At 73.8% G+C, this 26,440-nt stretch carries 23 protein-coding genes; 9 read left to right on the top strand and 14 right to left on the bottom strand.

Annotated elements, in window-relative coordinates; translation table 11 throughout:
* Window positions 1-65: 65 nt before the first annotated feature.
* Window positions 66-677: a DedA family protein gene (locus tag ACGFIG_RS13545; RefSeq protein ID WP_393002440.1), complete on the bottom strand. Its 612-nt coding sequence runs from the start codon at window positions 675-677 to the stop codon at window positions 66-68.
* A 98-nt stretch (window positions 678-775) separates the two neighbouring features.
* Window positions 776-1,459: a class I SAM-dependent methyltransferase gene (locus ACGFIG_RS13540; protein WP_393002438.1), complete on the bottom strand. Its 684-nt coding sequence runs from the start codon at window positions 1,457-1,459 to the stop codon at window positions 776-778.
* A gap of 217 nt (window positions 1,460-1,676) precedes the next feature.
* On the opposite strand from ACGFIG_RS13540, the gene ACGFIG_RS13535 reads away from it, so the two are divergent.
* Window positions 1,677-1,880, top strand: coding sequence for a cold-shock protein (locus ACGFIG_RS13535; protein ID WP_088999344.1), 204 nt, complete (start codon window positions 1,677-1,679; stop codon window positions 1,878-1,880).
* A 212-nt stretch (window positions 1,881-2,092) separates the two neighbouring features.
* Here the strand turns inward: ACGFIG_RS13535 and ACGFIG_RS13530 are convergent, their stop codons facing one another.
* The 3 genes from ACGFIG_RS13530 to ACGFIG_RS13520 all read right to left on the bottom strand — a co-directional run bounded on the left by ACGFIG_RS13530 (window position 2,093) and on the right by ACGFIG_RS13520 (window position 5,353).
* Window positions 2,093-3,001: a hypothetical protein gene (locus tag ACGFIG_RS13530; protein ID WP_393002436.1), complete on the bottom strand. Its 909-nt coding sequence runs from the start codon at window positions 2,999-3,001 to the stop codon at window positions 2,093-2,095.
* Window positions 3,002-3,150: 149 nt separating this feature from the next.
* Window positions 3,151-4,833 (bottom strand): CocE/NonD family hydrolase, encoded by a 1,683-nt coding sequence (locus tag ACGFIG_RS13525; RefSeq protein WP_393002434.1) that lies wholly within the window; start codon window positions 4,831-4,833, stop codon window positions 3,151-3,153.
* A gap of 4 nt (window positions 4,834-4,837) precedes the next feature.
* Window positions 4,838-5,353, bottom strand: coding sequence for a MarR family winged helix-turn-helix transcriptional regulator (locus ACGFIG_RS13520; RefSeq protein ID WP_393002432.1), 516 nt, complete (start codon window positions 5,351-5,353; stop codon window positions 4,838-4,840).
* 167 nt (window positions 5,354-5,520) lie between these two features.
* Here ACGFIG_RS13520 and ACGFIG_RS13515 point away from each other — a divergent pair, with 167 nt between their 5' ends.
* Entirely contained in the window at window positions 5,521-7,665 is a 2,145-nt protein-coding gene (locus tag ACGFIG_RS13515; protein ID WP_393002430.1) for an MMPL family transporter, read from the top strand.
* A gap of 75 nt (window positions 7,666-7,740) precedes the next feature.
* On the opposite strand, the gene ACGFIG_RS13510 is transcribed toward ACGFIG_RS13515, so the two are convergent.
* Window positions 7,741-9,135 (bottom strand): DedA family protein, encoded by a 1,395-nt coding sequence (locus ACGFIG_RS13510; RefSeq protein WP_393002428.1) that lies wholly within the window; start codon window positions 9,133-9,135, stop codon window positions 7,741-7,743.
* Window positions 9,136-9,271: 136 nt separating this feature from the next.
* Here ACGFIG_RS13510 and typA point away from each other — a divergent pair, with 136 nt between their 5' ends.
* A complete protein-coding gene (gene typA, locus ACGFIG_RS13505) occupies window positions 9,272-11,140 on the top strand; it encodes a translational GTPase TypA (RefSeq protein ID WP_393002426.1) in 1,869 nt (622 codons plus the stop codon).
* Between the two features lie 76 nt (window positions 11,141-11,216).
* Here typA and ACGFIG_RS13500 read toward each other — a convergent pair whose 3' ends face one another.
* Window positions 11,217-11,882 (bottom strand): class I SAM-dependent methyltransferase, encoded by a 666-nt coding sequence (locus ACGFIG_RS13500; RefSeq protein ID WP_393002424.1) that lies wholly within the window; start codon window positions 11,880-11,882, stop codon window positions 11,217-11,219.
* Window positions 11,883-11,948: 66 nt separating this feature from the next.
* Between ACGFIG_RS13500 and ACGFIG_RS13495 the strand changes: the two genes are divergently transcribed.
* Complete coding sequence (locus tag ACGFIG_RS13495; RefSeq protein WP_393002422.1) at window positions 11,949-12,806, top strand: serine hydrolase; 858 nt, start codon at window positions 11,949-11,951, stop codon at window positions 12,804-12,806.
* 9 nt (window positions 12,807-12,815) lie between these two features.
* Here the strand turns inward: ACGFIG_RS13495 and ACGFIG_RS13490 are convergent, their stop codons facing one another.
* Window positions 12,816-13,613, bottom strand: a complete 798-nt coding sequence (locus tag ACGFIG_RS13490) for a tyrosine-protein phosphatase (RefSeq protein ID WP_393002929.1) — start codon at window positions 13,611-13,613, stop codon at window positions 12,816-12,818.
* 146 nt (window positions 13,614-13,759) lie between these two features.
* Between ACGFIG_RS13490 and ACGFIG_RS13485 the strand changes: the two genes are divergently transcribed.
* Both ACGFIG_RS13485 and ACGFIG_RS13480 read left to right on the top strand, forming a co-directional pair.
* The gene (locus ACGFIG_RS13485) at window positions 13,760-14,857 is read left to right on the top strand and encodes a mandelate racemase/muconate lactonizing enzyme family protein (protein WP_393002420.1); all 1,098 of its coding nucleotides are present in this window, start codon (window positions 13,760-13,762) and stop codon (window positions 14,855-14,857) included.
* A 58-nt stretch (window positions 14,858-14,915) separates the two neighbouring features.
* Complete coding sequence (locus tag ACGFIG_RS13480) at window positions 14,916-15,827, top strand: NlpC/P60 family protein (protein ID WP_393002418.1); 912 nt, start codon at window positions 14,916-14,918, stop codon at window positions 15,825-15,827.
* 73 nt (window positions 15,828-15,900) lie between these two features.
* Here ACGFIG_RS13480 and ACGFIG_RS13475 read toward each other — a convergent pair whose 3' ends face one another.
* The 3 genes from ACGFIG_RS13475 to pnuC form a co-directional block, all read right to left on the bottom strand.
* Window positions 15,901-16,902, bottom strand: coding sequence for a TerC family protein (locus ACGFIG_RS13475; RefSeq protein WP_393002416.1), 1,002 nt, complete (start codon window positions 16,900-16,902; stop codon window positions 15,901-15,903).
* Between the two features lie 331 nt (window positions 16,903-17,233).
* Window positions 17,234-18,283 carry an AAA family ATPase gene (locus tag ACGFIG_RS13470; protein ID WP_393002414.1) on the bottom strand — a complete coding sequence of 350 codons (1,050 nt, stop codon included), beginning with the start codon at window positions 18,281-18,283 and terminating at the stop codon, window positions 17,234-17,236.
* 161 nt (window positions 18,284-18,444) lie between these two features.
* A complete protein-coding gene (gene pnuC / locus ACGFIG_RS13465; RefSeq protein ID WP_393002412.1) occupies window positions 18,445-19,098 on the bottom strand; it encodes a nicotinamide riboside transporter PnuC in 654 nt (217 codons plus the stop codon).
* Between the two features lie 100 nt (window positions 19,099-19,198).
* Here pnuC and ACGFIG_RS13460 point away from each other — a divergent pair, with 100 nt between their 5' ends.
* A complete protein-coding gene (locus ACGFIG_RS13460) occupies window positions 19,199-19,492 on the top strand; it encodes an antibiotic biosynthesis monooxygenase family protein (RefSeq protein ID WP_393002410.1) in 294 nt (97 codons plus the stop codon).
* Between the two features lie 135 nt (window positions 19,493-19,627).
* Complete coding sequence (locus tag ACGFIG_RS13455) at window positions 19,628-20,386, top strand: SDR family oxidoreductase (protein WP_393002408.1); 759 nt, start codon at window positions 19,628-19,630, stop codon at window positions 20,384-20,386.
* A 6-nt stretch (window positions 20,387-20,392) separates the two neighbouring features.
* Here ACGFIG_RS13455 and ACGFIG_RS13450 read toward each other — a convergent pair whose 3' ends face one another.
* Window positions 20,393-21,256, bottom strand: a complete 864-nt coding sequence (locus ACGFIG_RS13450; RefSeq protein WP_393002406.1) for a helix-turn-helix domain-containing protein — start codon at window positions 21,254-21,256, stop codon at window positions 20,393-20,395.
* Window positions 21,257-21,343: 87 nt separating this feature from the next.
* On the bottom strand, window positions 21,344-23,452 hold the full coding sequence (gene uvrB, locus ACGFIG_RS13445) for an excinuclease ABC subunit UvrB (protein WP_393002404.1): 2,109 nt from the start codon (window positions 23,450-23,452) through the stop codon (window positions 21,344-21,346).
* Between the two features lie 398 nt (window positions 23,453-23,850).
* Here uvrB and ACGFIG_RS13440 point away from each other — a divergent pair, with 398 nt between their 5' ends.
* Complete coding sequence (locus tag ACGFIG_RS13440; RefSeq protein WP_393002402.1) at window positions 23,851-25,194, top strand: hypothetical protein; 1,344 nt, start codon at window positions 23,851-23,853, stop codon at window positions 25,192-25,194.
* A gap of 4 nt (window positions 25,195-25,198) precedes the next feature.
* On the opposite strand, the gene coaE is transcribed toward ACGFIG_RS13440, so the two are convergent.
* Window positions 25,199-26,380: a dephospho-CoA kinase gene (coaE, locus tag ACGFIG_RS13435; protein ID WP_393002400.1), complete on the bottom strand. Its 1,182-nt coding sequence runs from the start codon at window positions 26,378-26,380 to the stop codon at window positions 25,199-25,201.
* Window positions 26,381-26,440: the final 60 nt, after the last annotated feature.

Below are 26,440 nucleotides of genomic sequence, written 5' to 3'. Positions count from 1 at the left end.
GATTCCGGTCGCCGCCCGTTCCCTGCCGACCCCCGTCGGCGCGCAGTCAGGCCCGGTGAGCGCAGTCAGGCCCCGGTGAGCGCACGCAGTCGGTGCCGCGTGCCCATCAGCACCGCGCCCGCCAGCAGGAGGCCGACCACCAGGGTGGCCAGCATCGGGCTGGGCTCCCCCGGCACCAGCCCGGCCAGCGACCGCGAGGCGGTACCCAGCCCCAGGTAGAGACCGGCCCACGCCGCCGCGCCGAGCGTCGCGCAGCCGAGGAATCGCGGGTACGACATCCGCAGCCCGCCCGCCGCCAGCGGCAGCAGCGCGTTGAACACCGGCAGGAAGGGCGCGACCAGCACCATCCGGCCACCCCCGCGCTGGAGGATCCCCTCCGCGGCCGCCCAGCGCGCCTCGCCGATCCAGTCCCCGAGGCGGCTGCGCCGCAGCCGTTCGCCGTAGCGGCGGCCCGCGAGGAAGCTCAGCGACCAGCCGGCGAGGCAACCGGCCACCACGACGGCGAAGGTCACCGCCCCGGTGCTCGGTCCGCCGACTCCCATGGCGGCCAGGACCGCCACGTCACCGGGCACCAGCACCCCGAGCAGCGGCACCGCGTCGAAGAGCATCACCACCCCGAGCACCCCCATGAGCAGGGTGGTGGGCAACTCCCCGATCTGGTGCAGCCATTCCGACATGCCCCGTACGCTATGGCCGCCCGGCCACCCGGGGCATCGGGTCCGATCCCCGACCACCCCCTGGTATCAGCCTCGGGGTCGACCCTGAGAACGGTGGGTCACCGGGGGCGCAGCACCTGCACCCGGCGCACGGACGAGTCGACGGAGGGTTCGGTGGTCGGCACGGGGTAGCTCGCCACCGTCGCCAGTACGCCCGGCGGCAGGTGGCCCCGCCCGGGGTCGCCGACCAGCACGTCGGCGCCCGTCGCGGCGGCCCGGCGTAGGAAGGGCAGCACCCGCGCCGCCATCGTCGCGTCGTAGAGCACGTCCCCGGCCACCAGGAGGTCCGTCCCGTCGGGCTCGGAGTCGAGCAGGTCACCACAGGTGGCCGCGACCGTCACGTGGTTGGCCCGGGCGTTGACGGTGACCGCCGCCAGCGCGTACGGGTCGATGTCGTTGGCGACCACCCGCTCGGCGCCGGCGAGCGCGGCGGCGATCGCCACCAGGCCGGAGCCGGCGGCGATGTCGAGCACCCGGCGGCCGGCCGCGAGGTCGGGGTGGTCCAGCAGGTGCCGCGCGAGGGCCTGGCCACCGGCCCACACGGAGGCCCAGTACGGCGGGGGCAGGGCGTGCCCGGCGTGCGCCTCCATCCGGGCCCACCAGACGATCGCGTCCTCGGCCAGGTGCAGCCGGACCTCGGGGACGAAGGGGATCCGCACCAGCCCGAGCCGGTCCAGCCCGCCGCCGGGAGCGTCGATCTCCCGCTCCAGCTCAATCAGCGCGTCGGCTGTGGCACCTCTCATCGGGGCAAGCATGCCGCAGCCGACCGGGCACCGCCCGGCTTTCGCGTCCCCTGCCTCCGCACGGCCCGGCTTCCCATCGCCCGCGTCGAGAGTTTCGCCGCACCGCCTGCGGCACTTCGGCCAGCAGATCGAGGTTCGGCCGGTTACTCTCGGGGTAGCACCGGGCGATCTTTGGTCGAAGACCGGGATTGGCCCGCTTTGGAACAGGGAGAGATGCATGGCAACCGGCACGGTTAAGTGGTTCAACTCGGAAAAGGGCTTCGGCTTCATCGAGCAGGATGGCGGAGGGCCGGACGTGTTCGTCCACTACTCGGCCATCGCGTCGAGCGGTTACCGGGAGCTGAACGAGGGCCAGAAGGTCGAGTTCGAGGTGACCCAGGGTCAGAAGGGCCCGCAGGCGGACAACGTCCGCTCGCTGTAGATCCCGTGCCGGTGGTGGCGGCCGTTCGCCGGCCGCCATCGCAGCGCGTTCAGGGCCGCTTCGGCGCGACTGGCAGGTTCCGTCGCCGCCGTAGCGGCCCGCTCAGCAGGATCGCCGGAGTGAGCGCCAGCCCGAGGTCGACCAGCCTCCGCAACGGTGGTGATGCGACACCGGCGACGAGGCGCATCCCGGCGACCCTGCGGAGCGGCAGGTCAGGCCGCCAGCCGGCGGGCCAGTTCGTCGGTGACCTGCTGGGCGATGGTGGGCGGGATGGCCTCCGCGATCTGCTCCGGCGAGAGACCGGCGAGCACGCCGGCGATGATGGCCTGCTCGTCGCTGAAATCGCCGTCGGCCAGCGCCTTGACCTGGTTGACCAGAGCCGGGTAGCCCCGCGCCATCGCGAGCAGGAGGGTCAGCGGCGACTGCTCACTGGGGGGACTCACCTGGTTCGGTGTGCCGACCGGTGAGACCAGCCAGTTGCGCAGGTTCGCCAGGTCGGCGAGGACCTGGCCGACGGTGCGGTTGGCCACGTCGGTCTTGTAGGCGAGCTTGTCGGTCTGCTCCATGGTGGACTCCTCTACGGGCGGGGCGATCAGTCCGATGCTGGTCAGGTAGCGGCGGAACAGCGGGGTCTGGTCCCGGTTCGCCTTCGTCGAGTCGCGGAAGAAGCTGAAGTGGGTGTGCCACAGGTGGGAGCTGTCGCCGCTCGTCCGCTTGCGCAGGCGGTCCCACCGTCGGACGACCTTGCCGTCCGGGGAGTAGATGATCTCCCGGATGTCCCGGCTGTCCGCGCTCCCCGCCGTGCACTGCGCGACACACCAGGTGGAGAAGCTGCGGAGGTCGTGGGTCCGGCCCGCGACGCTGACCCGGAAGCTGCCGACGTCGAGCGCGGACGCGTCGAGGGTCAGGCCGGATGAGTCGCGGGACGACTCGACGACGGAGTAGTCCCGGGTCACCACCCGGTCCTTCCCGCAGTGGTAGCCGCCCCGGTGGGCGGGGTCGCCGACGATGCCGACCTCGGCGGGTTCGAGATCCTGGTCGCGGGACTTGTTGGGGTCGACGTTGAGGTGCTCGAGTAGCAGACGGCGCACGGCCAGCAGATTCTGCGGTGCCCGCGTCATGGGATTCCCCCTTGCGGATGTCGTCGGGGCCGGGCACGACGGTGACACCGCGTAGGCGGTGTGCGAGCCTCACGCGCACGGCCCGACCGATGGTGCACGGCGTCGGGCGTTGGCCCAACCATAGCCCTGCGAATTGATGAATGCCCAGCTCAGGATGGGTTTTTTCGACTGGGGGAAAGCTTCGCCGCTGGCGGCATGATCGGCAGGACCACTGCGGACGGACACTGTGGGTCGTGGATGATCTCCCGCCATCCAGCACGCAGGGTCACGGCCGTGCCGAGAGGCTCGCCGGTGCCGGGGTTGCGTGCGTAGCGGGGATGGGCGCCCCCGGAGACCTGCACCCGCAACCGGTGCCCGGGCGCGAACCGGTGCGCGGCCGGCCAGAGTTCCACGGGTACGCGCACCGCGCCCGTCGGGTCGACGGGAAACCGGTCGGGGGTGACGCGGACCAGCCCGTCGCAGACGTTCCAGGACCGGCCGCGCCGGTCCACGTCGCACAGTCGCACGAAGACGTCCAGGTGGGACAACTCACTGCGCAGGTGGATCTCGGCGCGTACCGGGCCGATCACCTCGACGGACGCGGTCAGCGGGGCGCTGGTGAAGGTCAGCACGTCGGGCCGGGCCTCGACCGGACGGTTGTCGACCGGGCCGGCGCGCTGGGCGACGAGCAGCGGACCACCGAGTGAGGGCGTCGGGTCGGCCGGGTCGTAGTGGAAGCGGTCCGGCGCCGAGGGGACCGGCGCGGCGGTGGCCAGCTCGCCCGCCGGGTGCAGGTACCACGGGGTCGGCGCCGCCGGCGGCGGCCAGTCGGGCAGGTCCCGCCAGCCGCCGCCCGCCCCGCCGACGTACACGCGCACGGGCGCGCCGGGCGCCGCCGGTGGGATCCGCCCGGCGAGGTGTTCGTCGAGGTGCTCCAGCCCGCCGCGCAGCGCGGCGAGGAGGAGCCCGGGGCTGCCGTGGGTCCACGGCCCGACGGTCAACCGGGGCCGGGCGCCGGCCGCGCGCAGCGCCGCGAAGTCGCGCAGCTGGGCCGGCAGGAAGATGTCGTGCCAGCCGCTGACCATCGCCACCGGGGCGTGGACCTCGGTGATCCGGTCGCCGAAGACGCGCGGGCGCCAGTAGTCGGCGTCCGGGGTGTGGTGGCGCAGCCACTCCTGGAAGAACGGCACGGTCACGCCGGTGGCCACCCGGTCCGCCTCGACCAGCGGCAGGTGGGCCAGCGCCGCGACCAGCCGGGGCTGGCCGCGCTTGAGCTCCCACTGCCGGGCCAGCCACGGCACGGTCTGCGCCTGGAGCAGCTCGGCCCAGGTGAGCACGGTGTCCAGGGCGAAGGACTCCCCGGCGTACGTCGAGTCGCGGGTGCCCGAGGCCGTCACCACCGCGACCATGGCGCGCAGCTCCGGCCCGGCGTCGGCGGCGACGGCCCACTGCACGAAGCCCTGGTAACTGGCGCCGAACATGCCGAACGCCCCGGTCCACCAGGGCTGGCGGCGCAGCCAGTCGAGCGTGTCGAGGCCGTCCTCGCGCTCGTGCACCAGCGGGGCGAAGGTGCCGCCGGAGCCGAACGTGCCACGGCAGGACTGGATCACCACGTGGAAACCGCGTTCGGCCGCGAGCCGGCCGAGTAGCCGCATCGGCCCGCCCCGCCCGTACGGCGTGCGGATCAGCACGGTCGGCGCGTCGGCGAGGTCCGGGGCGTAGTGGTCGGTGCGCAGCGGCACACCGTCGCGGACCCGCACCGGGATGCCCCGGGTGAGGGTGACCCGCCGGGTGCGCGCGGGCGGCAACCGCAGCGCGGCGGTGGCGAGGCGGGTGGCCAGCCGGTCGAGCACCGCCTCAGCCGTTCGCGCGCCGGGCCGGCTCGTCGCGGGCGGCGCGCACGGCGTCGCGGTGCTCCGCCATCGAGGTGGTCATCGCGGACATGAACCGGTGCACCACCGCCAGCTCGTCGTCGCTGAAGCCGGCCATCACGTCGTCGGTGCGCCGGCCCAGCGGGCGGAAGAAGTCCGCGGCCAGCGCGGCGCCCCGCTCCGCGTAGTGCAGGAGGACCTTGCGCCGGTCGGTGGTGTCGCGGTCGCGGCGGATGTGCCCCGCGCGCTCCAGCCGGTCGACCAGCGCGGTGACCGAGCCGGACGAGAGGTTGAGCTGTTCGCCGAGGCGGCCGGGGGTGATCGGCTGGCCCGCCAGCTCGGCGTCCATCACCGCGATGAGCGCCTGCAGGTCGGTGGCGCCCAGCCCGTGCAGGTTGGCGAAGGCGTGCCCGATGTGCTGGGCGTCGACCGAGTAGCGCCGCAGTTCGATCCCGATCTCGGCGACCAGCCGTTCGCGGTGCGTGTCGCGCCGTCGGTACATGCCGTGACCTGCCACCTGGGTCGCCGCCTCCTGCCGTCCGTTCCGGTTGCAGCATAACTCAGCAGTCGATAATCTCGTTTATCAAGATACTCGGAGCTCGGCACTTTGCGTCGTTCGAGTCCTTGATCGTCGAAGGAAAATTCGTCGAGAGACCGTGAGGGCATCCCATGTCAGTGTTCACCCGCGCGGCGCGCGGACGGCTCGCCGCGTGGCTCACCGTGGTCGCCGCGATCGTCTTCGGGGCGATCGTCTTCGGGCTGCCCAAGCCCGACAATCCGGAGCCCGTCTCGTCCACCGGCCTTTCCGCGCAGTGGCAGTCGACCCAGGTGGAACGCCTCCAGGACCAACTGCCCTCCCGCGACGTCCAGGCGGCACTCGTCGTCGTCAGCCGCGCCGACCGGGCGCCCCTCACCGAAGCCGACCGCGCGGCCCTCACCAGCCAGTCCGGTGACCTCGGCCAGTTCGCCGTCGGCGGGCGCGTCAGCCCGCCGCAGATCTCACCCGACGGCACCGTCGCGCTGATCGCCGTGCCGCTGTCGGCCACCGGCGGCCAGGAGGCGGTCACCGAACGGGTCGACCAGCTCCGCGCGTCGCTCGACGACGTACCGGACGGGCTGACCGTGGAGGTCACCGGCGGGCCCGCGTTCGCCACCGACCTGACCAAGGTCTTCGACGGCGCGGACATCACGCTGCTCGCCGTCACCGCCAGCGTCGTGGCGCTGCTGCTGCTCATCACCTACCGCAGCCCGTTCCTGTGGATCGTGCCGCTCGTCGTCGTCGCGGCCACGGAACAGGTCACGCTGCGCGCCCTCGAGACGGTCGTCCCCGCCTTCGGCATCAACCTGCCCGGCGGCGCCGTCACCGGCATCGCCAGCGTCCTCGTCTTCGGCGCCGCCACCAACTACGCGCTGCTGCTCATCGCCCGCTACCGCGAGGAACTACGCCGCGAGGAGGACCGCTTCGTGGCCATGCGCGCCGCGCTGCGCCGCGTCGCCGAGCCCATCCTCGCCAGCGGCTCCACCGTCGTCCTCGGCGTGCTCACCCTGCTGCTGTCGGAGCAGGAGCTCAACCGCGCGCTCGCCGTGGCCTGCGCGACGGGCATCGTCCTCGCCATGCTCTCCGCGCTGTTCGTCCTGCCGGCCGCACTGCTGATCTTCGGTCGCGGCCTCTTCTGGCCGTTCGTGCCCCGCGTCGGCGGGGAGGCCCGCGAGGGCCGGCTGTGGGGCCGCCTCGGCGCCGCCGTCGAACGCCGCCCGATTCCGGTCGCGCTGCTCGCGACGCTGCTGCTCGCCGGGCTCGCCCTCGGCGGGCTCGGCATCCGCACCGGCCTGTCGGAGACCGAGCAGTTCCGGGTCAAGCCGGAGGCGGTCGCCGGCGCGGAGACCCTCGCCCGGGCCTTCCCCGCCGGCACGACCCAGCCGGTCGCCGTGCTCACCACCCCGTCGGCGGTGCAGGCCGTCACCGACACCGCCGCCGGGATCCCCGGCGTCGCCTCCGCGCGTCCCGGCGAGGCGGGCCCCCAGGTCGCCCAGGTCGACGTCGTACTCGAGGCCGAACCCGGCACCGCCGCCGCGAACCGGACCGTCGAGGCGCTGCGGGACGCGGTCGCCGCGATCCCCGGCTCCGCCCCGCCCGCGGTCGAGGGCGCACCCGCGTTCGACGGTGCGGTGGTGGGCGGCGCCGTCGCCGCCACCTACGACGAGAACCAGGCCAACGGCAAGGACCTGCGACTGATCCTGCCGATCATCCTGCTGCTCGTCGGCGCGGTGCTGGTGCTGCTCCTGCGCGGCCTGGTCGCCCCGGTGCTGCTGGTGCTCACCGTGGTCGCGTCGTTCTTCGCCAGCATCGGCGCGTCGTGGCTGGTCTTCGACCACGTGCTCGACATGCCGGCGCTCGACAGCGGGGTCCTGCTGCTGGCCTTCGTGTTCCTGGTGGCGCTCGGGGTGGACTACAACATCTTCCTCGTCACCAGGGCCCGCGAGGACGCCCGGCGCAGCGGCACCCGCGCCGGCATGCTCTCGGCCCTGCGGGTCACCGGCGGCGTCATCACCAGCGCCGGTGTCCTGCTCGCCGCGGTCTTCGCCGTCCTCGGCGTCCTGCCGCTGCTCCTGCTGACCCAGATCGGCGTCATCGTCTGCATCGGCGTCCTGCTGGACACCCTGCTCGTCCGGACGATCCTGGTGCCGGCGCTGGCGTTCACCCTCGGCGACCGCTTCTGGTGGCCGGGGCGGGTCGTCCGTAGGCCCGTCGGAGAGACGGGGGACGCGCAGGACGCGCCGACCGGACGCGAACCGACGGCCACCCGGGACTGACCGGCCCGCCGGAACGGGGGCCGTGGCGTCACCGCCACGGCCCCGTTTCCGTCAGTTCGGGCGGTGCGGGCCGGCTCACGCCTCGGCGCGTACCGCCACCGGTTCGGGTTCCGCCGCGCCGCCGCCCACCGCCTTGTCGCGGGTGGCCCAGGCGACCATGAACAACGCCGTCCAGGCCACCCCCAGCAGCACCGCCGTGGCGCTGCCGCTGAGGGTGCTCAATCCCAGGTAGAGGCGGGCGCCGACGAGGCCCACCACCCCGGCCGCCGCGGCCGTCCAGGCGGTGACCGCCACCGGCCAGCGCGCCCTGCGCGACAGCAGCCAGGCGAGCGTGCAGAGGCTGGCCGCCACCACCGCGTTCTGCGCCGGGAACAGGGCGGCCCCCCGGTCGCCCGGGCCACCCGCCGGCCCGGCCAGGTCGACCACCACGGCCAGCACCACCAGCGGTACGAACGCCCCGACCGTGCCGACCACGCTGAGCAGATCCGCCCGCCAGGGCCGGTTGCGCCAGGCCAGCACCGCCGCCACGGCGGCCACCAGCACGATCAACGACGATCCCCGCAGCGCCGAGACCACCGCGAGCGTGACGTCGACCGCCCCGGGCGTACGCCGCTCGGCGAACCAGTCGGCGATCGCGCCGTCGAGCACCGCCAAGCCGCTGTGCCGGACCACCGCCCCGAGCACCCAGGCGATGGCGAGCCCGACCACGAAGAGCAGCAGCAGGCCGACGGCCAGATTGATCAACAGCGTCCAGGCCGGACCGACGTGCATGGCGAGCAGGAAGAACAGCACCCCGTACCGGCCACTGAGCCAGCGCACCGGCCGCAGCCCGGCGGCCCGGGAAGCCAGCGCCCGCGCCGGGTCCGGGTTACGGCCCAGCCACCGCCCCGCCAGCACCACCGCCACCAGCGCGGCCACGAGCACCAGCACCGCCCCCGTGGCACGCCCGAGCAGCCGGGAGACCGTCTCGTACGACTCCCCCGCCAGGTTGCCGGCGAGCACCGAGCCACCCACCCAGGTCACCACCCCGGCCACGTTCCAGGGCGCGAACCGCCGGTACGGCATCCCGGCCGCCCCGGCCAGCCGGGGCACGAGGGTGCGCGCGAAGGCCACCCAGCGGGCGGTCAGCACCCCGCGCCCGCCCAGCCGGCCGAGCATCGCGTCCGCCCGGCTCCACCGCTCGTGCCCCACCCGGGCGCCCAGCCGGCCGGCGCGCAGCCGGGGCCCGTGCCGCCGGCCTGCCCGGAACGCCAGTGTGTCGCCGATCACTGCTGCAAGGATCATCACCAGCAGCGCCGGCGCGAGCCGCAGCGTCCCCGCGTACGCTAGGAAGCCGATCAGCAACAGGGTCGCCTCGCCCGGCACCAGCAGACCGAAGATCACGGCGGTCTCCCCCGCGACGACAATCGCGGCGATCACATAGATCAGCAGGGGCGGCAGGCCCTGCAGCGAGGTCAACAGGTCGTGCATCGGGCCCCCATTCCCACGGGGGTCAGCATGCCAGGCGCTGAAACGGTCGGAACATCAGTTCCGGCAGAGATCCGGGCCAATTCGGGGGTGGACCCCCGACGCGTGCCCGGCAACCGCAGACAGGAGTATGGAGGGTATGCAGCTTCGCACCGACCTCCGCAACGTCGCCATCATCGCCCACGTCGACCACGGCAAGACGACCCTGGTCGACGCCATGTTGCGGCAGGCCGGCGCCTACGGCGCCCGCGGCGAGGTAACCGAACGGGTCATGGACTCGATGGACCTCGAACGGGAAAAGGGCATCACCATCCTGGCCAAGAACACCGGCGTGCGGTACCTGCCGGCCGACGGCTCCGACCCGGTGACCATCAACATCATCGACACCCCCGGCCACGCCGACTTCGGCGGCGAGGTGGAGCGCGGCCTGACCATGGTCGACGGTGTGGTGCTGCTGGTGGACGCCAGCGAGGGCCCCCTGCCGCAGACCCGGTTCGTGCTCCGCAAGGCGCTCAAGGCGCGCATGCCGATCATCCTGGTCATCAACAAGGTGGACCGCCCCGACGCCCGGATCAAGGAGGTCGTGGACGACACCTACGAACTCTTCCTCGACCTGGACGCCGACGAGGAGCAGATCGACTTCCCGATCGTCTACGCCTGCGCCCGCGACGGCATCGCCTCGCTGACCCAGCCCGCCGACGGCGCTGTCCCCGACGACAGCAACAGCCTGGAGCCGCTGTTCCGCACCCTGCTCGACACCATCCCGCCGCCCGCGTACGACGAGGAGGCGCCGCTTCAGGCGCACGTCACCAACCTCGACGCCTCCCCGTTCCTCGGCCGGCTGGCGCTGTGCCGCGTACGTCAGGGCACCATCAGCAAAGGCCAGACGGTGGCCTGGTGCCGCACCGACGGCAGCACCCAGCGGGTCCGCATCTCCGAGCTGCTGATGACCGAGGGCCTGGAGCGCAAGCCGGCCGAATCGGCGGGCCCGGGCGACATCATCGCCGTCGCCGGCATCCCCGAGATCATGATCGGTGAGACCCTGGCCGACGCGGAGGACCCGCGCCCGCTGCCGCTGATCACCGTCGACGAGCCTGCCATCTCGATGACCATCGGCACCAACACCTCGCCGCTGGTCGGCCGGGTCAAGGGCGCCAAGGTCACCGCCCGGATGGTCAAGGACCGCCTCGACAAGGAACTCGTCGGCAACGTGTCGCTGCGGGTGCTGCCCACCGAGCGCCCCGACGCGTGGGAGGTGCAGGGCCGCGGCGAGCTGGCGCTGGCCATCCTCGTCGAGCAGATGCGCCGCGAGTCCTTCGAGCTGACCGTCGGCAAGCCGCAGGTGGTCACCCGGGAGATCGACGGCAAGACCTGCGAGCCCGTCGAGCGGCTCACCATCGACGCCCCCGAGGAGTACCTGGGCGCGATCACCCAGCTGCTGGCGACCCGCAAGGGCCGCATGGAGCAGCTGGTCAACCACGGCACGGGCTGGATCCGGATGGAGTGGCTGGTCCCGGCCCGGGGCCTGATCGGCTTCCGCACGGAGTTCCTCACCGAGACCCGGGGCACCGGCATCCTGCACCACGTCTTCGAGTCGTACGAGCCGTGGTTCGGCGAGCTGCGTACCCGCAACAACGGCTCGCTGGTCGCCGACCGCTCCGGCGCGGTCACCGCCTTCGCGATGACCAACCTCCAGGAGCGCGGCCAGCTCTTCGTCGAGCCGGGCACCGAGGTGTACGAGGGCATGATCGTCGGGGAGAACTCCCGCTCCGACGACATGGACGTCAACATCACCAAGGAGAAGAAGCTCACCAACATGCGCTCGTCGACGGCCGACGAGACCGAGAAGCTGATCCCGCCGCGCAAGCTGTCGCTGGAGCAGGCCCTCGAGTTCTGCCGCGAGGACGAGTGCGTCGAGGTCACCCCGGCCGCCGTGCGCATCCGTAAGGTCGTACTCGACCAGACCACCCGTGGCCGGGCCGCCGCCCGCCGCAAGCACGCCGGCTGACCTACGACGGCAGCCACCCCCGGAGCCCGGACCGCCCCGCGCGGTCCGGGCTCCGCCCGTTGCGCCCTCCGGACACTCAGGTGGGACGGGTGGCGAGGAAGCCGAACAGGTCCGGCACCGGGCCGGAGCCCGCCTCGACGGTACGCACCAGGGTCAGGCCGGCGTCGGTGACCGCGTTGAGCAGGTCGGCCAGCGGGACGTGCCACGCGCCGACGCGCACCCGCACCCCGTGCGGCGCCCAGGCCCGGAAGCTGCGCTCCCGCTCGGCGTAGCCGCCGTCGATCACGATCCGCTGCGGGTCGGAGCGGTCGGCGAAGGCCCCGATGAAGCACGGGTGCACTCCGACGTGGACGAACCGGCCGCCGGGCGTGAGCACCCGTGCGACCTCGGCGACGACCGCCGCGTAGTCGGGCACGTCGGTGTGCGCCAGCACGCACGCCACCGCCGGCACCGAGGCGTCGGCCACCGGCAGCGCCGCCGCGTCGGCACGGGCCACCGGCAGACGCGGTCGGGCGTGCCGCAACTGCCCGGCGGACAGGTCGAGCCCGACCGGCTCCCAGCCCAGCCGGCGCAGCTCCGCCGCCTGCAGCCCGGTCCCGCAGCACAGGTCGAGGCAGCGGCCGGGGCCGGGGCCGAGCAGGTCGCCGAGCCGGCTGCGGACCCGGGTCATGTAGTCGCTGGACGTGTCGGTGGCGAACGCCTCATACCAGTCGGCGTGCGCGTCGTAGGCGGCAACCGTCATCCCCGCACGGTACGACCGATCGCCCCGCCCCGCCGCCCCGTCGACCGACCCGCTACGGTCAGCCGCATGACCTGGGACGCGCTCGACGCCCATCTGGACGGGGTGCCCGGCACCGTGTCGGCGTACGTGGGGCGGGTCGGCGCCACTCCCACCTGGACCCGGCACGCCGACGCGACCCACTACGCCGCCAGCACCATGAAGGCCGCGGTGCTCGTCGCACTGCACCGCGCCGCCGAGGCCGGCACCCTCGACCTGGACGCCCCGGTGCCCGTGCGCAACGAGTTCGACTCGGCGCTGCCCGGCGCCCCCCGGTTCTCCTGCGCCCGCCACTACGACAACGACCAGGCCGTCTGGGAACGCGTCGGCGGTGACGCGCCACTGCGCTGGCTCGCCCACCGGATGATCGTCCGCTCCAGCAACCTCGCCACCAACGTGGTCATCGGCCACGTCGGACTGCCCGCCGTGGCACGGGTGTGGGACCTCGCCGGCGCCCGGCACAGCGTCACCGGCCGGGGCATCGAGGACTTCGCGGCCCGCGAGGCGGGCGTCACCAACCTGGTCACCGCCGCCGACCTGGCCGCGCTGCTCGCCGCCGTGGCCGCCGGCGCGGACCGCCCCGGCCCGCTCGCCTCACCGGCCGGCTGCGCCGCCATGCTCGACGTGCTGTTCGCCCAGGAACACCGCGAGGACCTGGCCGCCGGGCTGCCCGAGGGCACCCGCATCGCACACAAGAACGGCTGGGTACGCGGCGTGCGGCACGGCGCGGGAGTGGTCTTCCCCGACGACGCGCCGCCGTACGCCGTCGTCGTCTGCACCACCACCGACCTCGCCGACGGCGGCGCCTCCGGCGAGGAGGACGACGACGCCTGCCGACTCATCGCACGGGTGTCGGCCGCGGCCTGGGACGCCCGGCACGACCTGTGACCCGACGCCTCAGTCCAGCAGGTGCGCCCGCAGCGCCGCCACGACGTCGTCGCCCACCCCGAGCCCGTCACGCAGGTACGCCCCGAACGACCCGTGCACCCGGTGCACCTCCGCGTACGCGGCGTCCAGGTACTCCTCCCGCACCTCCAGCACCGGGCGCACCGCCTCGGCGTTTAGCCCCGGCATCCGCCGCCGCATCGCCTCCAGCATGACCTCCCGCAGGCTCTCGGTCAGCCGGTTGTTCGCCAGGTAGTCGGCCCGGATCGCGGCCTCGTCCACCCCGAGCGCGCTGAGCAGCAGCACCGTCAACCAGCCGGTCCGGTCCTTGCCCGCCGAGCAGTGGTAGACCAGCGGCAGGTTCTCCGCCTGCGCCGCCAGCCGCACCGCCGCGCCGAAGTTCGCCCGCGCCGACTCCCCGCTGACGAACCAGCGGTAGATCGCCTCCATCGCCGCCGGCGTCCCCTGTCGGGCCAGGGCCGCGTACGCGCTCAGGTCGTGCCCGAGCAGCACCGCCGAGACGTACGTGAAGACGGGATGCTCGGCGTCGTGCACCGGCAGGTGCACGACCCGCGGCTCGCCGGTCAGGCGGTCCGGCGGGGCGACCGTCATCTCCGAGTCGTGCCGCAGGTCGACCACGCACGCCGGGCCCAGCTTGGCCAGCAGCGGCACGTCCTCGTCGGTCAACCGACCCAGCGCCGGGGTACGGATCAGCACCCCCGGACGTACCCTGCGGCCGTCGACGCCGACCAGGCCGCCGAGGTCGCGCGCGTTCGGCGCGCCCACCAGCTCCCAGTCCCGCCCGACGATCCGCTCGCTCCCCGCGCTCATGCCGGCACTCCACCGCGCTCCGCGCCGCCATGGGGCGCCGCCGCCCCGCACCCGATGATCCGCTCACTTCGTTCGCTCATGCCGGCCTCCCCTTCGCCTGCCCGTGTCCGTATAGGGTGCCGCACATGACCATCGCCGCGGTACGCACCCATCGGCTCTCCGCGCCCCTGCACACGCCGTTCGTCACCGCGCTGCGCCGTACCACCACCGTGGAGACCCTGGTGGTGGAGGTGGTCGACGCGGACGGCCGGTCCGGCTACGGCGAGGCTCCGCAGGTGTGGCAGGTGACCGGGGCCTCCGTCGCCGGTTCCGAGGCGTGCGTCCGCGAGCTGATCGGCCCGATGCTCACCGGTCGCGACGCCGACGACCTGGTGGCCCGCTGCACCGAGGTGCAACGGGTCGCGGTCGGCAACGAGGCGGCCAAGGCGGCCGTCGACGTGGCGCTGCACGACCTGGCGGCGCGGCGGCTCGGCGTACCGCTGGTGCGCCTGCTGGGGGGCACCGCCCTGCGGGTGCCCACGGACGTCACGCTCGCCGCCGGCGACGCGGTGGACCTGGCAGCGGCGGCCCGGCAGCGGCGGGCGGAGGGCTTCGGCGTGCTCAAGCTGAAGGTCGGCACCGACGCCGCCGGCGACCTGGAGCGGGTCCGCGCGGTGCGCTCCGCGGTCGGCGACGGGGTGCGCATCCGGCTCGACGCCAACCAGGGCTGGACCCCGCGCGAGGCGGTCCGGGTGATCCGCGGCGTCGAGGACGCCGGGCTGGGCGTCGAGCTGGTCGAGCAGCCGGTCTCCCGCTGGGACCTGGACGGGCTGGCCTGGGTCAGCGATCGGGTGGACGTGCCGATCCTCGCCGACGAGTCGGTCTTCGGCGTCCGCGACCTGGTCGAGGTGATCCGCCGCCGGGCCGCCGACATGGTCAACGTCAAGCTCGCCAAGTGCGGCGGCCTGCACCCGGCCCGGACCCTGCTCGACCTGGCCGCCGCGCACGGCCTCGGCACCGTCGTCGGGTCGATGATGGAGACCCAGGTGGGCATCGGCGCCGCCGCGAGCCTGGTCGGCGCCTACGGCACCACCGCCGTGGCCGACCTCGACGCCGCCTGGTGGCTGGCCTGGTCGCCGGTGCGCGGCGGCCTGCGGTACGACGGCGCGACCGTCGTGCTGCCGGACGCGCCGGGCCTCGGAATCAGCTCCGTAAATGAAGTAAAGATGCAGAACCGTAGTTGATGCACGTCGGAAACTTTCATATGGTCGCGGGAACATTCGGCGCTAGCTGGGGGTGGACGTGGAGCTGCAACCGGGCCGGGAGGCCGTGGTCCGGGTCGCGGTCGCGACCCTCTGGAGCCACCCCGAGGCGGTACGACCCGTCGACGGTCCCGCTTTGGCCGCGCGTACCGACATCGCGGCCTGGATCTCCGGCATGGACACCGACCAGCAGGTCGGCGACTGCGTGCTCAGCCAGTTGCTGCTCGGCGAGCGGGTGCTGGTCACCGAGCTGCGCGGCGACGGCTGGGCCCACGTGGTGGCGGTCGAGCAGCCGGCCCCCCGGCTGCACCCGCACGGCTACCCCGGCTGGCTCCCCGCCGAGCAGCTCGCCCCCGTCGTCGCCGACGCCGACCCGCTCGTGGTCGACGCCACCGTCACCGCGCTGCGTGACGCGCCGGGCGGCGCCGAGGTGCTCTCCGGCGTCATCCTGGGCACCCGGCTGATCCCGGCCGGTCCGGCGGTCGACGGCTGGCAGCCGGTGCACGCGCCGGGCCACGCCGCGCCGCTCTGGCTGCCCGACGGCGACGCGGTGCCGGTGCCCGCCACACCCCCGTCGGCCGACGAGGTGCTGGCCGTCGCCCAGCGGCTGCTCGACGTCGTCTACATCTGGGGCGGGGTGTCGGCGTACGGCATCGACTGCTCCGGCCTGGTCCACCTGGCCTGGCGGCGGCTCGGCGTGCTGCTGCCCCGCGACGCCAGCGACCAGGCGACGGCGACCAGGCCGGTGCCGCTGGGCGCGGAACGCCCCGGCGACCTCTACTTCTTCGCCCGCCCCGGGCGCCGGATCCACCACATCGGCATCGTCACCGCCGACCCGCGCCCCGGCGACGACCGGCGGATGCTGCACGCCTGCTACCTGCAGCGCCGCGTGCTGGAGGAGCGGCTGCCCGACGAGCGCACCGCCACCCTGGTCGGGGTGCACCGGGTCTGACCCGACGAGCGGCCCCCGTACGACACGCGGAAGGGGCGCTCCCGGCGGGAGCGCCCCTTCCGTCGCGTACGCCTCAGCGGCGGGCGTCGGCCAGCAAGCGCCGCCGGTCGTGGGAGGACTTGACCAGGCTGGCCACGGTCGCCACCCCGAGGGTGCCGACGATGATCGTCAGGGAGAGCCAGATCGGGATGTGCGGGGCCCACGCGACGTTCTCGCCGTCGTTGATGAACGGCAGGGTGTTGCCGGCGAGGGCCTCCAGCACCAGCTTGACGCCGATGAAACCGAGCACCACGGCCAGGCCGTAGCTGAGGTAGATCAGTCGGTTGAGCAGGCCACCGAGCAGGAAGTAGAGCTGCCGCAGGCCCATCAGCGCGAAGACGTTGGCGGTGAAGACCAGGTACGGCTCCTGGGTGATGCCGAAGATCGCCGGAATCGAGTCGAGCGCGAAGATCAAATCGGTGGTGCCGATGGCGATCATGACGATCAGCATCGGCGTGAAGATCCGCTTGCCCTTCACCGTGTGGGTGGTCAGCCTGGCGCCGTCGTAGTCATGGGAGATCGGCAGCGCCTTGCGGCTCCACCGGATCAGCACGTTCTCGGAGAACTCGTCCTCGTCGGGCTCGCCCTGCCGGGCGAGGTTGATCGCCGTGTAGATCAGGAACGCGCCGAAGATGTAGAACACGAAGGAGAACTGGGAGAGCAGCGCCGCGCCGGCCGCGATGAAACCGCCCCGCATCACCAGCGCCAGCACGATGCCGATGAGCAGCACCTTCTGCTGGTACTGCCGGGGCACACCGAAGCGGGCCATGATGATCACGAAGACGAACAGGTTGTCGACCGAGAGGCTGTACTCGGTCAGCCAGCCGGTGTAGAACTGCCCGGCGGCGCTCGCCCCCGAGGCCAGCCAGACGCCGGCGCCGAAGAGCAGAGCCAGCCCGACGTAGAAGCCGACCCAGAGGCTCGACTCACGCACGCTCGGCTCGTGTGGTCGCCGACCGATGATCAGCAGATCCACGAGCAGGATCCCGGTCAGGGCGACGAGGGTCCCAGCCCAGACCAGTCCGGACACGTCCAAGGTTCATTCCTCCGGCAGACACACAGCGACGGGCACACCGTACGCCCTTGGTGGGCGCGGTGTGCCGACGGCGCTGACAGTGGTGACTGTCGGAGGTCTCTTCCGTCACCGCCTCGCAGGCGGTGACCGACGGGGCCGGGTCGCTCGTCCAGGATCGGCGCTCGACCGTGCTGACGACTCCGTCGCGGGGGAATACTCCCCTCCTTGCCCGTCATTGTTGCCCATCGCGGTAAGTGGCCGCAGCCCGGGCGACGGGTGTCCTATCCCACTCGCGGGCATCGATCGAGAAGTCCCGTGACGGGGTACACACCCCGTAGGGCATCCTAGGAGGCTAGGTGCTCTCTGCGGGCGGGAGCATCGGCTCGGCCAACGACCAGCCCGCCGCGAGCATCGCGTCGCAGGCCGCCACCGCCCGGTCCAGCCGCCGCCGGTGCGGGCCCGACAGTTCGACCACCGGCACCCCGCAGCCGGCCAGCTCCGCCCGGAACCGCCCGGTCATCCACGCCCGCAGGTGCTCGCCGTCGCGTAGCCCGTCGTCGTCGAAGGGCACGCCGACGTGGTCGGTCAGCAGGTACAGCGCGGGCCGCCGGGCCGCCGCGCGCACCCGGTCCGAGGTCGAACCCAGGTACCGCTCCTCCCAGACGGCGGTGGCCCGCGCGTCGGTGTCGCAGAACAGCAGCGGGCCGCAGGCGCGCGCCGCGGCGTCCTCCGCCGCCTGCTGCTCCCGGACCACCTCGGCGAAGTCGTCGCGGTCCCAGGCCACGTCGAAGACCGTGGCAGCCGGGTCCCGCTCGCGCAGCCGGGCCAGCTTCCGCGCGGTCAACTCCCGGCCGTACTCCGGGACCCAGCGGGTGCCGTAGTGCGCGGCGAGGGCGGCGGCCATCGTGGTCGTGCCGGTCGACTCCGCGCCGAGCACCACCACCCGCCGGACGAACCACGCCCGCACCGGCGCGCTGAGCAGGTGCCAGTGGCCCCCCGGGTCCGCCCGCACCGCCGTGCCCGACACGGGCACGCCACGCCGCGCCGGGTCCACGCAGACGGACACCGCGCCGAACCGCCGGGCCAGTTCCGCGCCGTACGCCTCCGAGGAGAAGACGGCGTCCACCGGCGCCCCGCCCAGCGCCTCCCGGAACACCGCACAGTGCAGGTCCCACACCGCCGGATCGGCGTAGTCCACGGGGTGGTCGTCGTGGCGGCCGACGAAGCGGACCCACGGGGTGCCCGCGTGCACCTCGCGCAGCCAGTCAAGCCGCAGGGCGAGCGGTATCGACTCCCGGCGCGACGGCGCCACCACCACGGTGACGGCCGCGCAGCGGGCCGCGGCGGCCTCGATCAGCGCGTGGTGACCCGCGTGCGGCGGATAGAACTTACCCACCACCATCGCGTGCCGGAACTCCGGCCGGAGCGGCCCACCGGCCCCCGCCGGCGTACTGTCACCGGCCGGCGCACCGGCCGGCGGGCACCCGTCAGTCGGCGGGCACCCCACGGTCGGCGGGCACCCGCCTGCTCGCGGGCACCCGTCGGTCGGCGCCGGCCCGGCGCTCACGGCGCGGCCGGGACCGGGCCGGGCGGCACCGGGGTCGGGACGGCGCCGCGCCGCAGGTCCGCCCGCCATTCGCGCAGCCCGAGCACGCACAGCCCCAGGAAGATCACGTAGAGGGCGGCGGTGAGGTACAGGCCCTTGTAGGCGTACAGCGGGATGTAGATCAGGTCGGCGGTGATCCACAGCCACCAGCTTTCCACCCGCTTGCGGGTCTGCCCGTACGTGGCCAGCAGCGACAGCGCGGTGGTCAGCGCGTCCGGCAGCGGCACGGTGGAGTCGGTGGCTGCGTCCAGCAGCGCCCAGAGCCCGCCCGTCAGCGCCACGCCCGCCGCCGCCAGCGCCCACCACTCCCGGCGGCCCGTGGGTGTGACGGTGAGCCGGGTACGCCGCTCGCCGCCGTACAGCCACGCCCACCACCCGTACAGGCCCAGGCCGACGTAGACGATCTGGAGGCCGGCGTCGGCGTAGAGCCCGGCCGTCCAGAACAGCACCATCAGCAGCAGCACGTTGGCGATGCCGACCGGCCAGTTGGCGATCCGCTGCCGGGCCACCAGCCAGACGTTGAGCACCCCCGTGCCGAAACCCAGCAGCTCCGCCCAGGTGGTGCCGGTGCCCGCCACGGTGAACGCCGTGCCGGTGAGCCAGTCGATCATGCGCCTCCCCCATCCCGCGCGCCCACCCTAGATCCGCCCGGTCGGCGGGAACAGCCCCCGCGGCGTCCGGCCCCCGAGGGCGACGTGAAAGGCTTCGGGCATGGTGCTTGAGGTCGCGCTCATCGACGTACTGCCGGGCCACGAGGACGAGTTCGCCGCCGCGTACGCCGAGGGGCATCCGGTGCTCGCCGGCACGCCCGGCTGCCGGTCGGTGCGGATGACCCGGGGCGTCGAGTCCCCGAGCCGATTCGTGCTGCTGGTCGAGTGGGACTCGGTCGAGGCGCACAACGACAACTTCCGCGCCACGGAGCGCTTCGCGCAGTGGCGCGCGCTGATCGGCCCGCACTTCGCCAACCCGCCGCTGGTCGAGCACTTCGTGGACGTGCCGGCCTGAACTGTCGTACCCCTGCCCTAGGGTGCGCCGTGCACGCGTCGGCCGCCGGTCCCGACGGGCTCGGGGGCGCCGGGCCCGGCTGCCGCGCGGCGATAACCGCTGGCCCCCGGACACCGGGCCCGGTTGACTGGCCCCATGACGCAACGGGTGGCCCTCGTGACGGGCGTGAGTCGGCGCATCGGCATCGGCGCGGCGGTCGCCCGCACCCTCGCCTCGGACGGCTGGCAGCTGCTGCTCACCGGCCTGCCGGAGTTCGACGACGCCCAGCCCTACGGCGGTGACCCCGAGGGCGTGCCGGCGCTGCTGAGCGAGCTGGGCGGCGCCGCTCACGTCCGCGCCGACCTGCTCGACCCGGCGGCACCCGCCGACCTGGTCGGCGAGGCGCTGCGCCGGCACGGCCGGCTCGACGCGGTGGTCGCCGTGCACGCCTACTGCACCGACACCCCGTTCGGCGCGCTGGACGCGGCCGAGATCGACCGGCATCTGCTGGTCAACGTGCGGGCCACGCTGCTGCTCGCCGAGGCGTTCGCCGAGGCCTTCACCGCCGGCGAGGGCGGCCGGTTGGTGCTCTTCTCCACCGGCCAGCGTCTCGGCCCGATGCCGCAGACCCTCGCCTACGCGGTCAGCAAGGCGGCGGTGGAGAACGCGACCTTCCAGCTCTCGCCGCTGCTGATGCCTCGGGGCATCACCGTGAACTGCGTCCACCCCGGCCCGACGGACACCGGATACGCCTCCCCCGAGGCGTACGCCGAGGTCGCGAAGCTCTTCCCGAGCGGACGCTGGGGCACCCCGCAGGACGCCGCCCGGCTGGTGCGGTTCCTCTGTTCCTCCGACGCCGACTGGATCACGGGCCAGGTGATCGACTCGGAGGGCGGCTTCCGCCGCCACCGGTGATCCGGCTCAGCCGGCGGCGAGGCGGTTCAGCCGCTCGATCGTCTCCTCCGGACCGAGGGCCGCGTCCAACAGCCAGCCCGTCAGCTGCTCGTAGCGGTCGACGTCGGCTGCCGTGACCAGACGCACGTCGGTGGTCAGCGCCTCCAGCATCACGGTGCGCGGATCGGCCGGGTCGGGGAACGAATAGCAGGAGTACGGCGTGAGCGGCTGCGCCCCACCCCGCGCGGCGGTGCCCCGGGGCAGCAGCCGGATCGTCACGTGCGGCAGGGCGGCCAGGTCGACCAGATGCCGCAACTGCTCCCGCCAGACCTGCGGCGGGATGTCGTCGCCGGGTTCGCAGGCCGCCTCGGCGAGCAGCGCCGTGTAGCGGGGCGGGTCCGTCCGCCGCAGCACCTCGTGCCGCACTGCCCGGGCGCGCACGTCGGCGTCCACGTCGAGGGCCTGGTCGAGCAGCCGGCCGGCGGCGATCCGCAGCCGGGCGTACGCCGGGGTCTGGAGCAGCCCCGGCACGACGGCGGGCTGCCAGTCCACGATGCTCGCCGCGCCGGCCTCCAGCTCGGCGTAGGTGCGCTGCCGCTCGCCCATCTCCCCCAGCGCCTTCCACCAGCCCCTGCTGGTGGCGGCGTCGCGGGCGATGACGATGAGCGCGTCGCGCTGCGGCGGCGACACCTCATAGACGTCGAGCAGGTCGAGCACGTCGGCCAGGTCCGGCCGGCTCTGCCCCAGCTCGATACGGGACAGCTTCGAGGTGGAGGCCCAACCCAGCCGGTCACAGACCTGCTCCAGGGTCAGGGTCTCCCGCCGTCGTAGCTGACGCAGCTCGGCGCCCAGCCGGGCGCGACGAATGACCGGACTCGTTGGCAACGGCATCCCCAGCCTCCCCACCGAGGGAGACTACGCAGGACGATCACTGAGCGCAATAGCCCGCTCGCAGAACGCAACTGGGCTGCTCGGCGATCACTTCACCCCGGCCGCGTCCATGCCGCGCAGCTCCTTCTTGAGGTCGGCGACCTCGTCGCGGATCCGGGCGGCCAGCTCGAACTGGAGCTCCCGGGCCGCGGCCAGCATCTGGTCGTTGAGCTCCTGGATGAGCTGGGCCAGCTCGGCGCGGGCCATCCCCTCCCGCGCGGGCGCGGCCCCGCCGGCCCGGCTGCGGCTGCGGGTCTCCTTGACCGGCGACTTCCCCCGGGAGAGCTGCCGCACCGCACCGCCGACCCGGCTGTTCTCGGTGTCCTCCGCCTCGCGGTAGATGTCGTCGAGGATGTCGTGGATCTTCTTGCGCAGCGGCTCGGGGCTGATGCCGTGCGCCTCGTTGTGCGCGATCTGCTTGTCGCGCCGCCGGTTGGTCTCCTCGATCGCCTCGGCCATCGAAGGAGTGATCTTGTCGGCGTACATGTGCACCTGACCGGAGACGTTGCGCGCCGCCCGGCCGATCGTCTGGATCAGCGACCGGCCGCTGCGCAGGAAGCCCTCCTTGTCGGCGTCGAGGATGGCGACCAGCGACACCTCCGGCAGGTCGAGACCCTCCCGCAGCAGGTTGATGCCGACCAGCACGTCGTAGTCGCCCTTGCGCAGCTCCCGCAGCAGCTCCACCCGGCGCAGCGTGTCGACCTCGGAGTGCAGGTAGCGCACCCGGATGCCGTTCTCCAGCAGATAGTCGGACAGGTCCTCGGCCATCTTCTTGGTCAGCGTCGTCACCAGCACCCGCTCGTCGCGCTCGGTGCGCAGCTTGATCTCGTGCATCAGGTCGTCGATCTGGCCCTTGGTGGGCTTGACGACGACCTCCGGGTCGACCAGGCCCGTGGGACGGATCACCTGCTCGACGAACTCGCCCTGGGCCTGCTCCAGCTCCCACGGGCCCGGCGTCGCGGAGAGGAAGACCATCTGCCCGACCCGCTCCAGGAACTCGTCGAAGCGCAGCGGCCGGTTGTCGGCGGCGCTGGGCAGCCGGAAGCCGTGGTCGATCAGCATCCGCTTGCGGGACGCGTCGCCCTCGTACATGCCGCCGATCTGCGGGATGGTCACGTGCGACTCGTCGACGACCGTCAGGAAGTCGTCGGGGAAGTAGTCGAGCAGGCAGTGCGGCGGACTGCCCGGCAGCCGGCCGTCCATGTGCATCGAGTAGTTCTCGATGCCGGAGCAGAACCCGACCTGGCGCATCATCTCGATGTCGTAGGTGGTGCGCATCCGCAGCCGCTGCGCCTCCAGCAGCTTGCCCTGCCGCTCCAGCTCGGCCAGCCGCTCGGCCAGCTCGGCCTCGATGTCGCGGATCGCCCGCTCCATCCGCTCCGGCCCGGCCGCGTAGTGGGTGGCCGGGAAGATCACCAGCCCGTCGACCTCCTTGACCACGTCGCCGGTCAGGGGGTTGAGGTAGTAGAGCTTCTCCACCTCGTCGCCGAAGAGCTCGATCCGCACGGCCAGCTCCTCGTAGGCCGGAATGATCTCCAGCGTGTCGCCGCGGACCCGGAAGGTGCCCCGGTTGAAGGCCATGTCGTTGCGCGTGTACTGGATGTCGACCAGCCGGCGCAGCAGCTGGTCGCGGTCCAGCTCCTGCCCGACCGCGACCCGCACCGCGCGGTCGAGGTATTCCTCCGGGGTGCCCAGCCCGTAGATCGCCGAGACGGTGGCCACCACGATCACGTCGCGTCGGGTGAGCAGCGACATGGTCGCCGAGTGCCGCAGCCGCTCGACCTCCTCGTTGATCGAGGAGTCCTTCTCGATGTAGGTGTCGGTCTGCGGGATGTAGGCCTCGGGCTGGTAGTAGTCGTAGTAGGAGACGAAGTATTCGACGGCGTTGTGCGGCAGCAGCTCGCTGAACTCCTTGGCCAGCTGCGCGCAGAGCGTCTTGTTGGGCGCGAGCACCAGCGTCGGCCGCTGCAACCGCTCGATCAGCCACGCGGTGGTAGCGCTCTTGCCGGTGCCGGTCGCGCCGAGCAGCACCGTGTTGCGGTCACCGCGGCGGACCCGACGCTCCAGGTCGTCGATGGCCGCCGGCTGGTCGCCGGCCGGCTGAAACTCGCTGATGACCTGGAAGCGGCCGTCGAGCCGGGGAATGTCGAGCGCCATGACCACCACGGTACGCCGGAGGTCCGACAGCCCGACGCGACTACGCCCGGTCCGTGATCGGCTTCAATATTCGCATTGTGTGGCGCATCTCACCGGACTACCCTCTCCGTGTAGGCCGCTCGCGGCGGCCGACCGGGCAGGTGGCCAGGCCGTGAGGGCCGGCGCGCCCCCGGCACAGAGGTCGCAGCACCCGGCACGCCCGGCGTGCGCACCCGACGTGGTCGCGCGTGAGGCGCTGACCGGCCGCCGCGAGCGCCCCTGCTCGTCACCCCACGGGGGTGAATCCCGTTCAACCTCCCGTGGAGACCTCCGCCGCCCGGACCGCCCGTCCCGGCCCGACACACCCGCCGCCCGGCACGCCACCGCACGACGACGCCCACACGGGGGGCGTTCCACGGGTGGTGGACGGCCGCCGGCGTACCGTCCTGCTGGTGCTCGCGGCCGTGGCCGTGCTCTCCGCCGCCGCGCTGGTCCTGGGGCTGCTGAGCTGGCAGCCCGACCGGCCCGAGCAGGCGAGGACGCTGACCGGCGACGAACGCGATCGGCTCGCCGCGATGCGGGTCACCAACTACCGCGACCTGCGGGCCGGCGTACGGGTGACGGCGGGCAGCGGCGCGGCGCGTACCGAGCTGGTCGGCTGGGTCGACTGGTCCCGGCCGCTGCTCTACCTCGACGTCGGCGGGCCCGGCGCGGGCGGCGAGCGCGGGCTGCTCCAGGCCACCCCGGCAATCGTCCTGCTGCGTCCCGACCCGGCGGCCGTGCCGACGCCCGCGCCGCCGCCGCTGGTGCCGCCGGCGGATCGCTGGCGGCTGCACGACCCGGCCTCCGGGCAGGGGCTGGCCGCCGTGCTGGACCTGATCTTCCGCCTCGCCGCGGACCGCCCCGACCCGGCGGCCGACGCCGCGCGACGGGTCGGTGGCGCGACGGTCGGGGCGGCACCGGTCGACATCCTCGAGGCGCCGCCGCCCGGCCCCGGCACGTCACCGGACGCGCGCCCGCGCTACTGGCTCGACCGGGACGCCCGGCTGCACCGGCTGGAGACCCGGCTGGCCGGCCTCGGGCCGGTGACCGTACAGCTGAACCGGGCCGACCGGCCCGCGCTGCGGCCCGTCGACGCTCTCGGCGGGCGGGCCGGGCAGCCCCGGGCCCTGACCGCCCCCGAACGGGGCCGGCTGGACCGGCTGCCCGCCCGGCTGCGCGCCCGTGGCGGCGCCGCCGTGGCCCTGACCGCGCCCGTCGGCACCGCCACGAACCTGCGCGGGTCCGGCTGGGTGAGCTGGACCGGGCGGGCGGCCTACGTGGCCGTCGCCGACCTCGGCGTGCCGGAGCGCCGGACGCTGCTGCGGCTGGACGGCAGCGGCGTGAGCCGCGCGGAGGTGCCGGCCGCGACGGTCCCGGGCGGCGTGGAGTCGCCCGGCCGGCCGCCGCTGCCGCCGCCCGCCCGGGGCTGGCGTGCCGACGCGGGGCGCGCGGGCGAGCTGGGCCTGCTGCTCGATGCCGCGTTACGGGCCGCCAGATCGCCCGACGGGCGCGACGCCGCCCGGCGGGTACGCGGCGACACCACCGCCGGCAAGGCCGTCGACGTGATCGAGCTGCGCACGCCCCGGGGGCCGCTGCGCTACTGGATCGACCGGTCCGGCGCGCTGCGCCGCCTGGAGTTGCGTACCCGCGTCGGCGCCTGGGCCCAGCTCGACCTGACCCCCGCCACGGTGCCCCGGCTCGCCCCGGCGCGCGGCCGCTGACCGGTCAGGGCCGCCAGCCCGTTTGCGCCGCCCACTGCTCGGCGCGCAGGTGCTCCTCGTCGAACCACGGGTCCTTCGCGGTGGTCCAGGTGGCGCTGTCCGGGGCGGAGGCGGCCAGCTCCCGCTTCAGCGCCAGGTAGGCGGACCGCTGGTCCGGGTCGGCACGCAGGTGGTCGCGCATCAGCAGCGCGTACCGCCAGCCGGGCGAGTCGGCCGGGCGGACGTGCAGGTGCACGGGTCGGCCCGGGTCGGCGCTGCCGTGCAGCCGCTTCTCCCACCGGCCGCTGCCGGGCGGGCGCGGCTTGTCCCACCACTCGCCGGGCAGGCGCGGGAACCCCGCCGCCGCGAGCCGGTCGGCCAGCGGCCCGTCCGCGTCGGCGAGCGTCGGGACGGTGAGCTGGATGTCGATCACGTCCTTGGCGGCGAGCCCGGGAACCGCGGTCGAGCCGATATGGTCGAGGCGCGGGTCGGCGGGGGCGAGCGCGTGCCGGATCCGGGCGGCCAGCCGCGCGTACTGCTGCGGCCAGGTCGGGTCGGCCTCCGCCAGCACGACGCGGCCCGACGGGACCGCCCGCCGCTCGCGCAGGTTCGCCTCGTAGGGCCGCAGCCGCTCGTCCCACAGCGCGTCGACCGCCGCGTGCAGGTCGGCGAGGCTGCCGTCGTTGGTCAACACCACGTCCGCCGCGGCCCGGCGCCGGGCGTCGTCGGCCTGGACGGCGATCCGCCGCTCGGCCTCCGCGCGGGCCATCCCCCGGTCGCGCTCCAGCCGCGCCAACCGGGTGGCCACCTCCGTCTGCACCACGACCACCAGGTGGTACGTGGCCGCGAGCCCCACCTCCACCAGCAGCGGTACGTCGTTGACCACGATGGCGTCGGGCCCCGCCGCGGCGGCCAGCTCCGCGGAGCGGGCCCGTACGCGGGGATGGGTGATCGCCTCCAGCCGGCGGCGCGCCGTCTCGTCGGCGAACACCAGCGCGCCCAGCGCCGCCCGGTCGAGGGCGCCCGTGGCGTCGAGGACCCGTTCGGAGAAGGCCGCCACGATCTCGGCGAGCCCCTCGGTGCCCGGCGCGACGACCTCCCGGGCGATGCGGTCGGAGTCGATCACCGCCGCACCGCGCTCGGCAAGCCGCCTCGCCACGGCGCTCTTGCCCGATCCGATTCCCCCGGTCAGTCCCACCTTCAGCACGGCACCAGTCAACCGGATCATCCCCGAGCCGCCGGCACCGGGGCACCTCGCCCGGCCTCC

This window comes from Micromonospora sp. NPDC049048, assembly GCF_043197615.1.
Lineage (GTDB): Bacteria > Actinomycetota > Actinomycetes > Mycobacteriales > Micromonosporaceae > Micromonospora.
The sequence above is the reverse complement of the archived record's forward strand: the minus strand, read 5'-3'. Positions and strand labels throughout refer to the sequence as shown.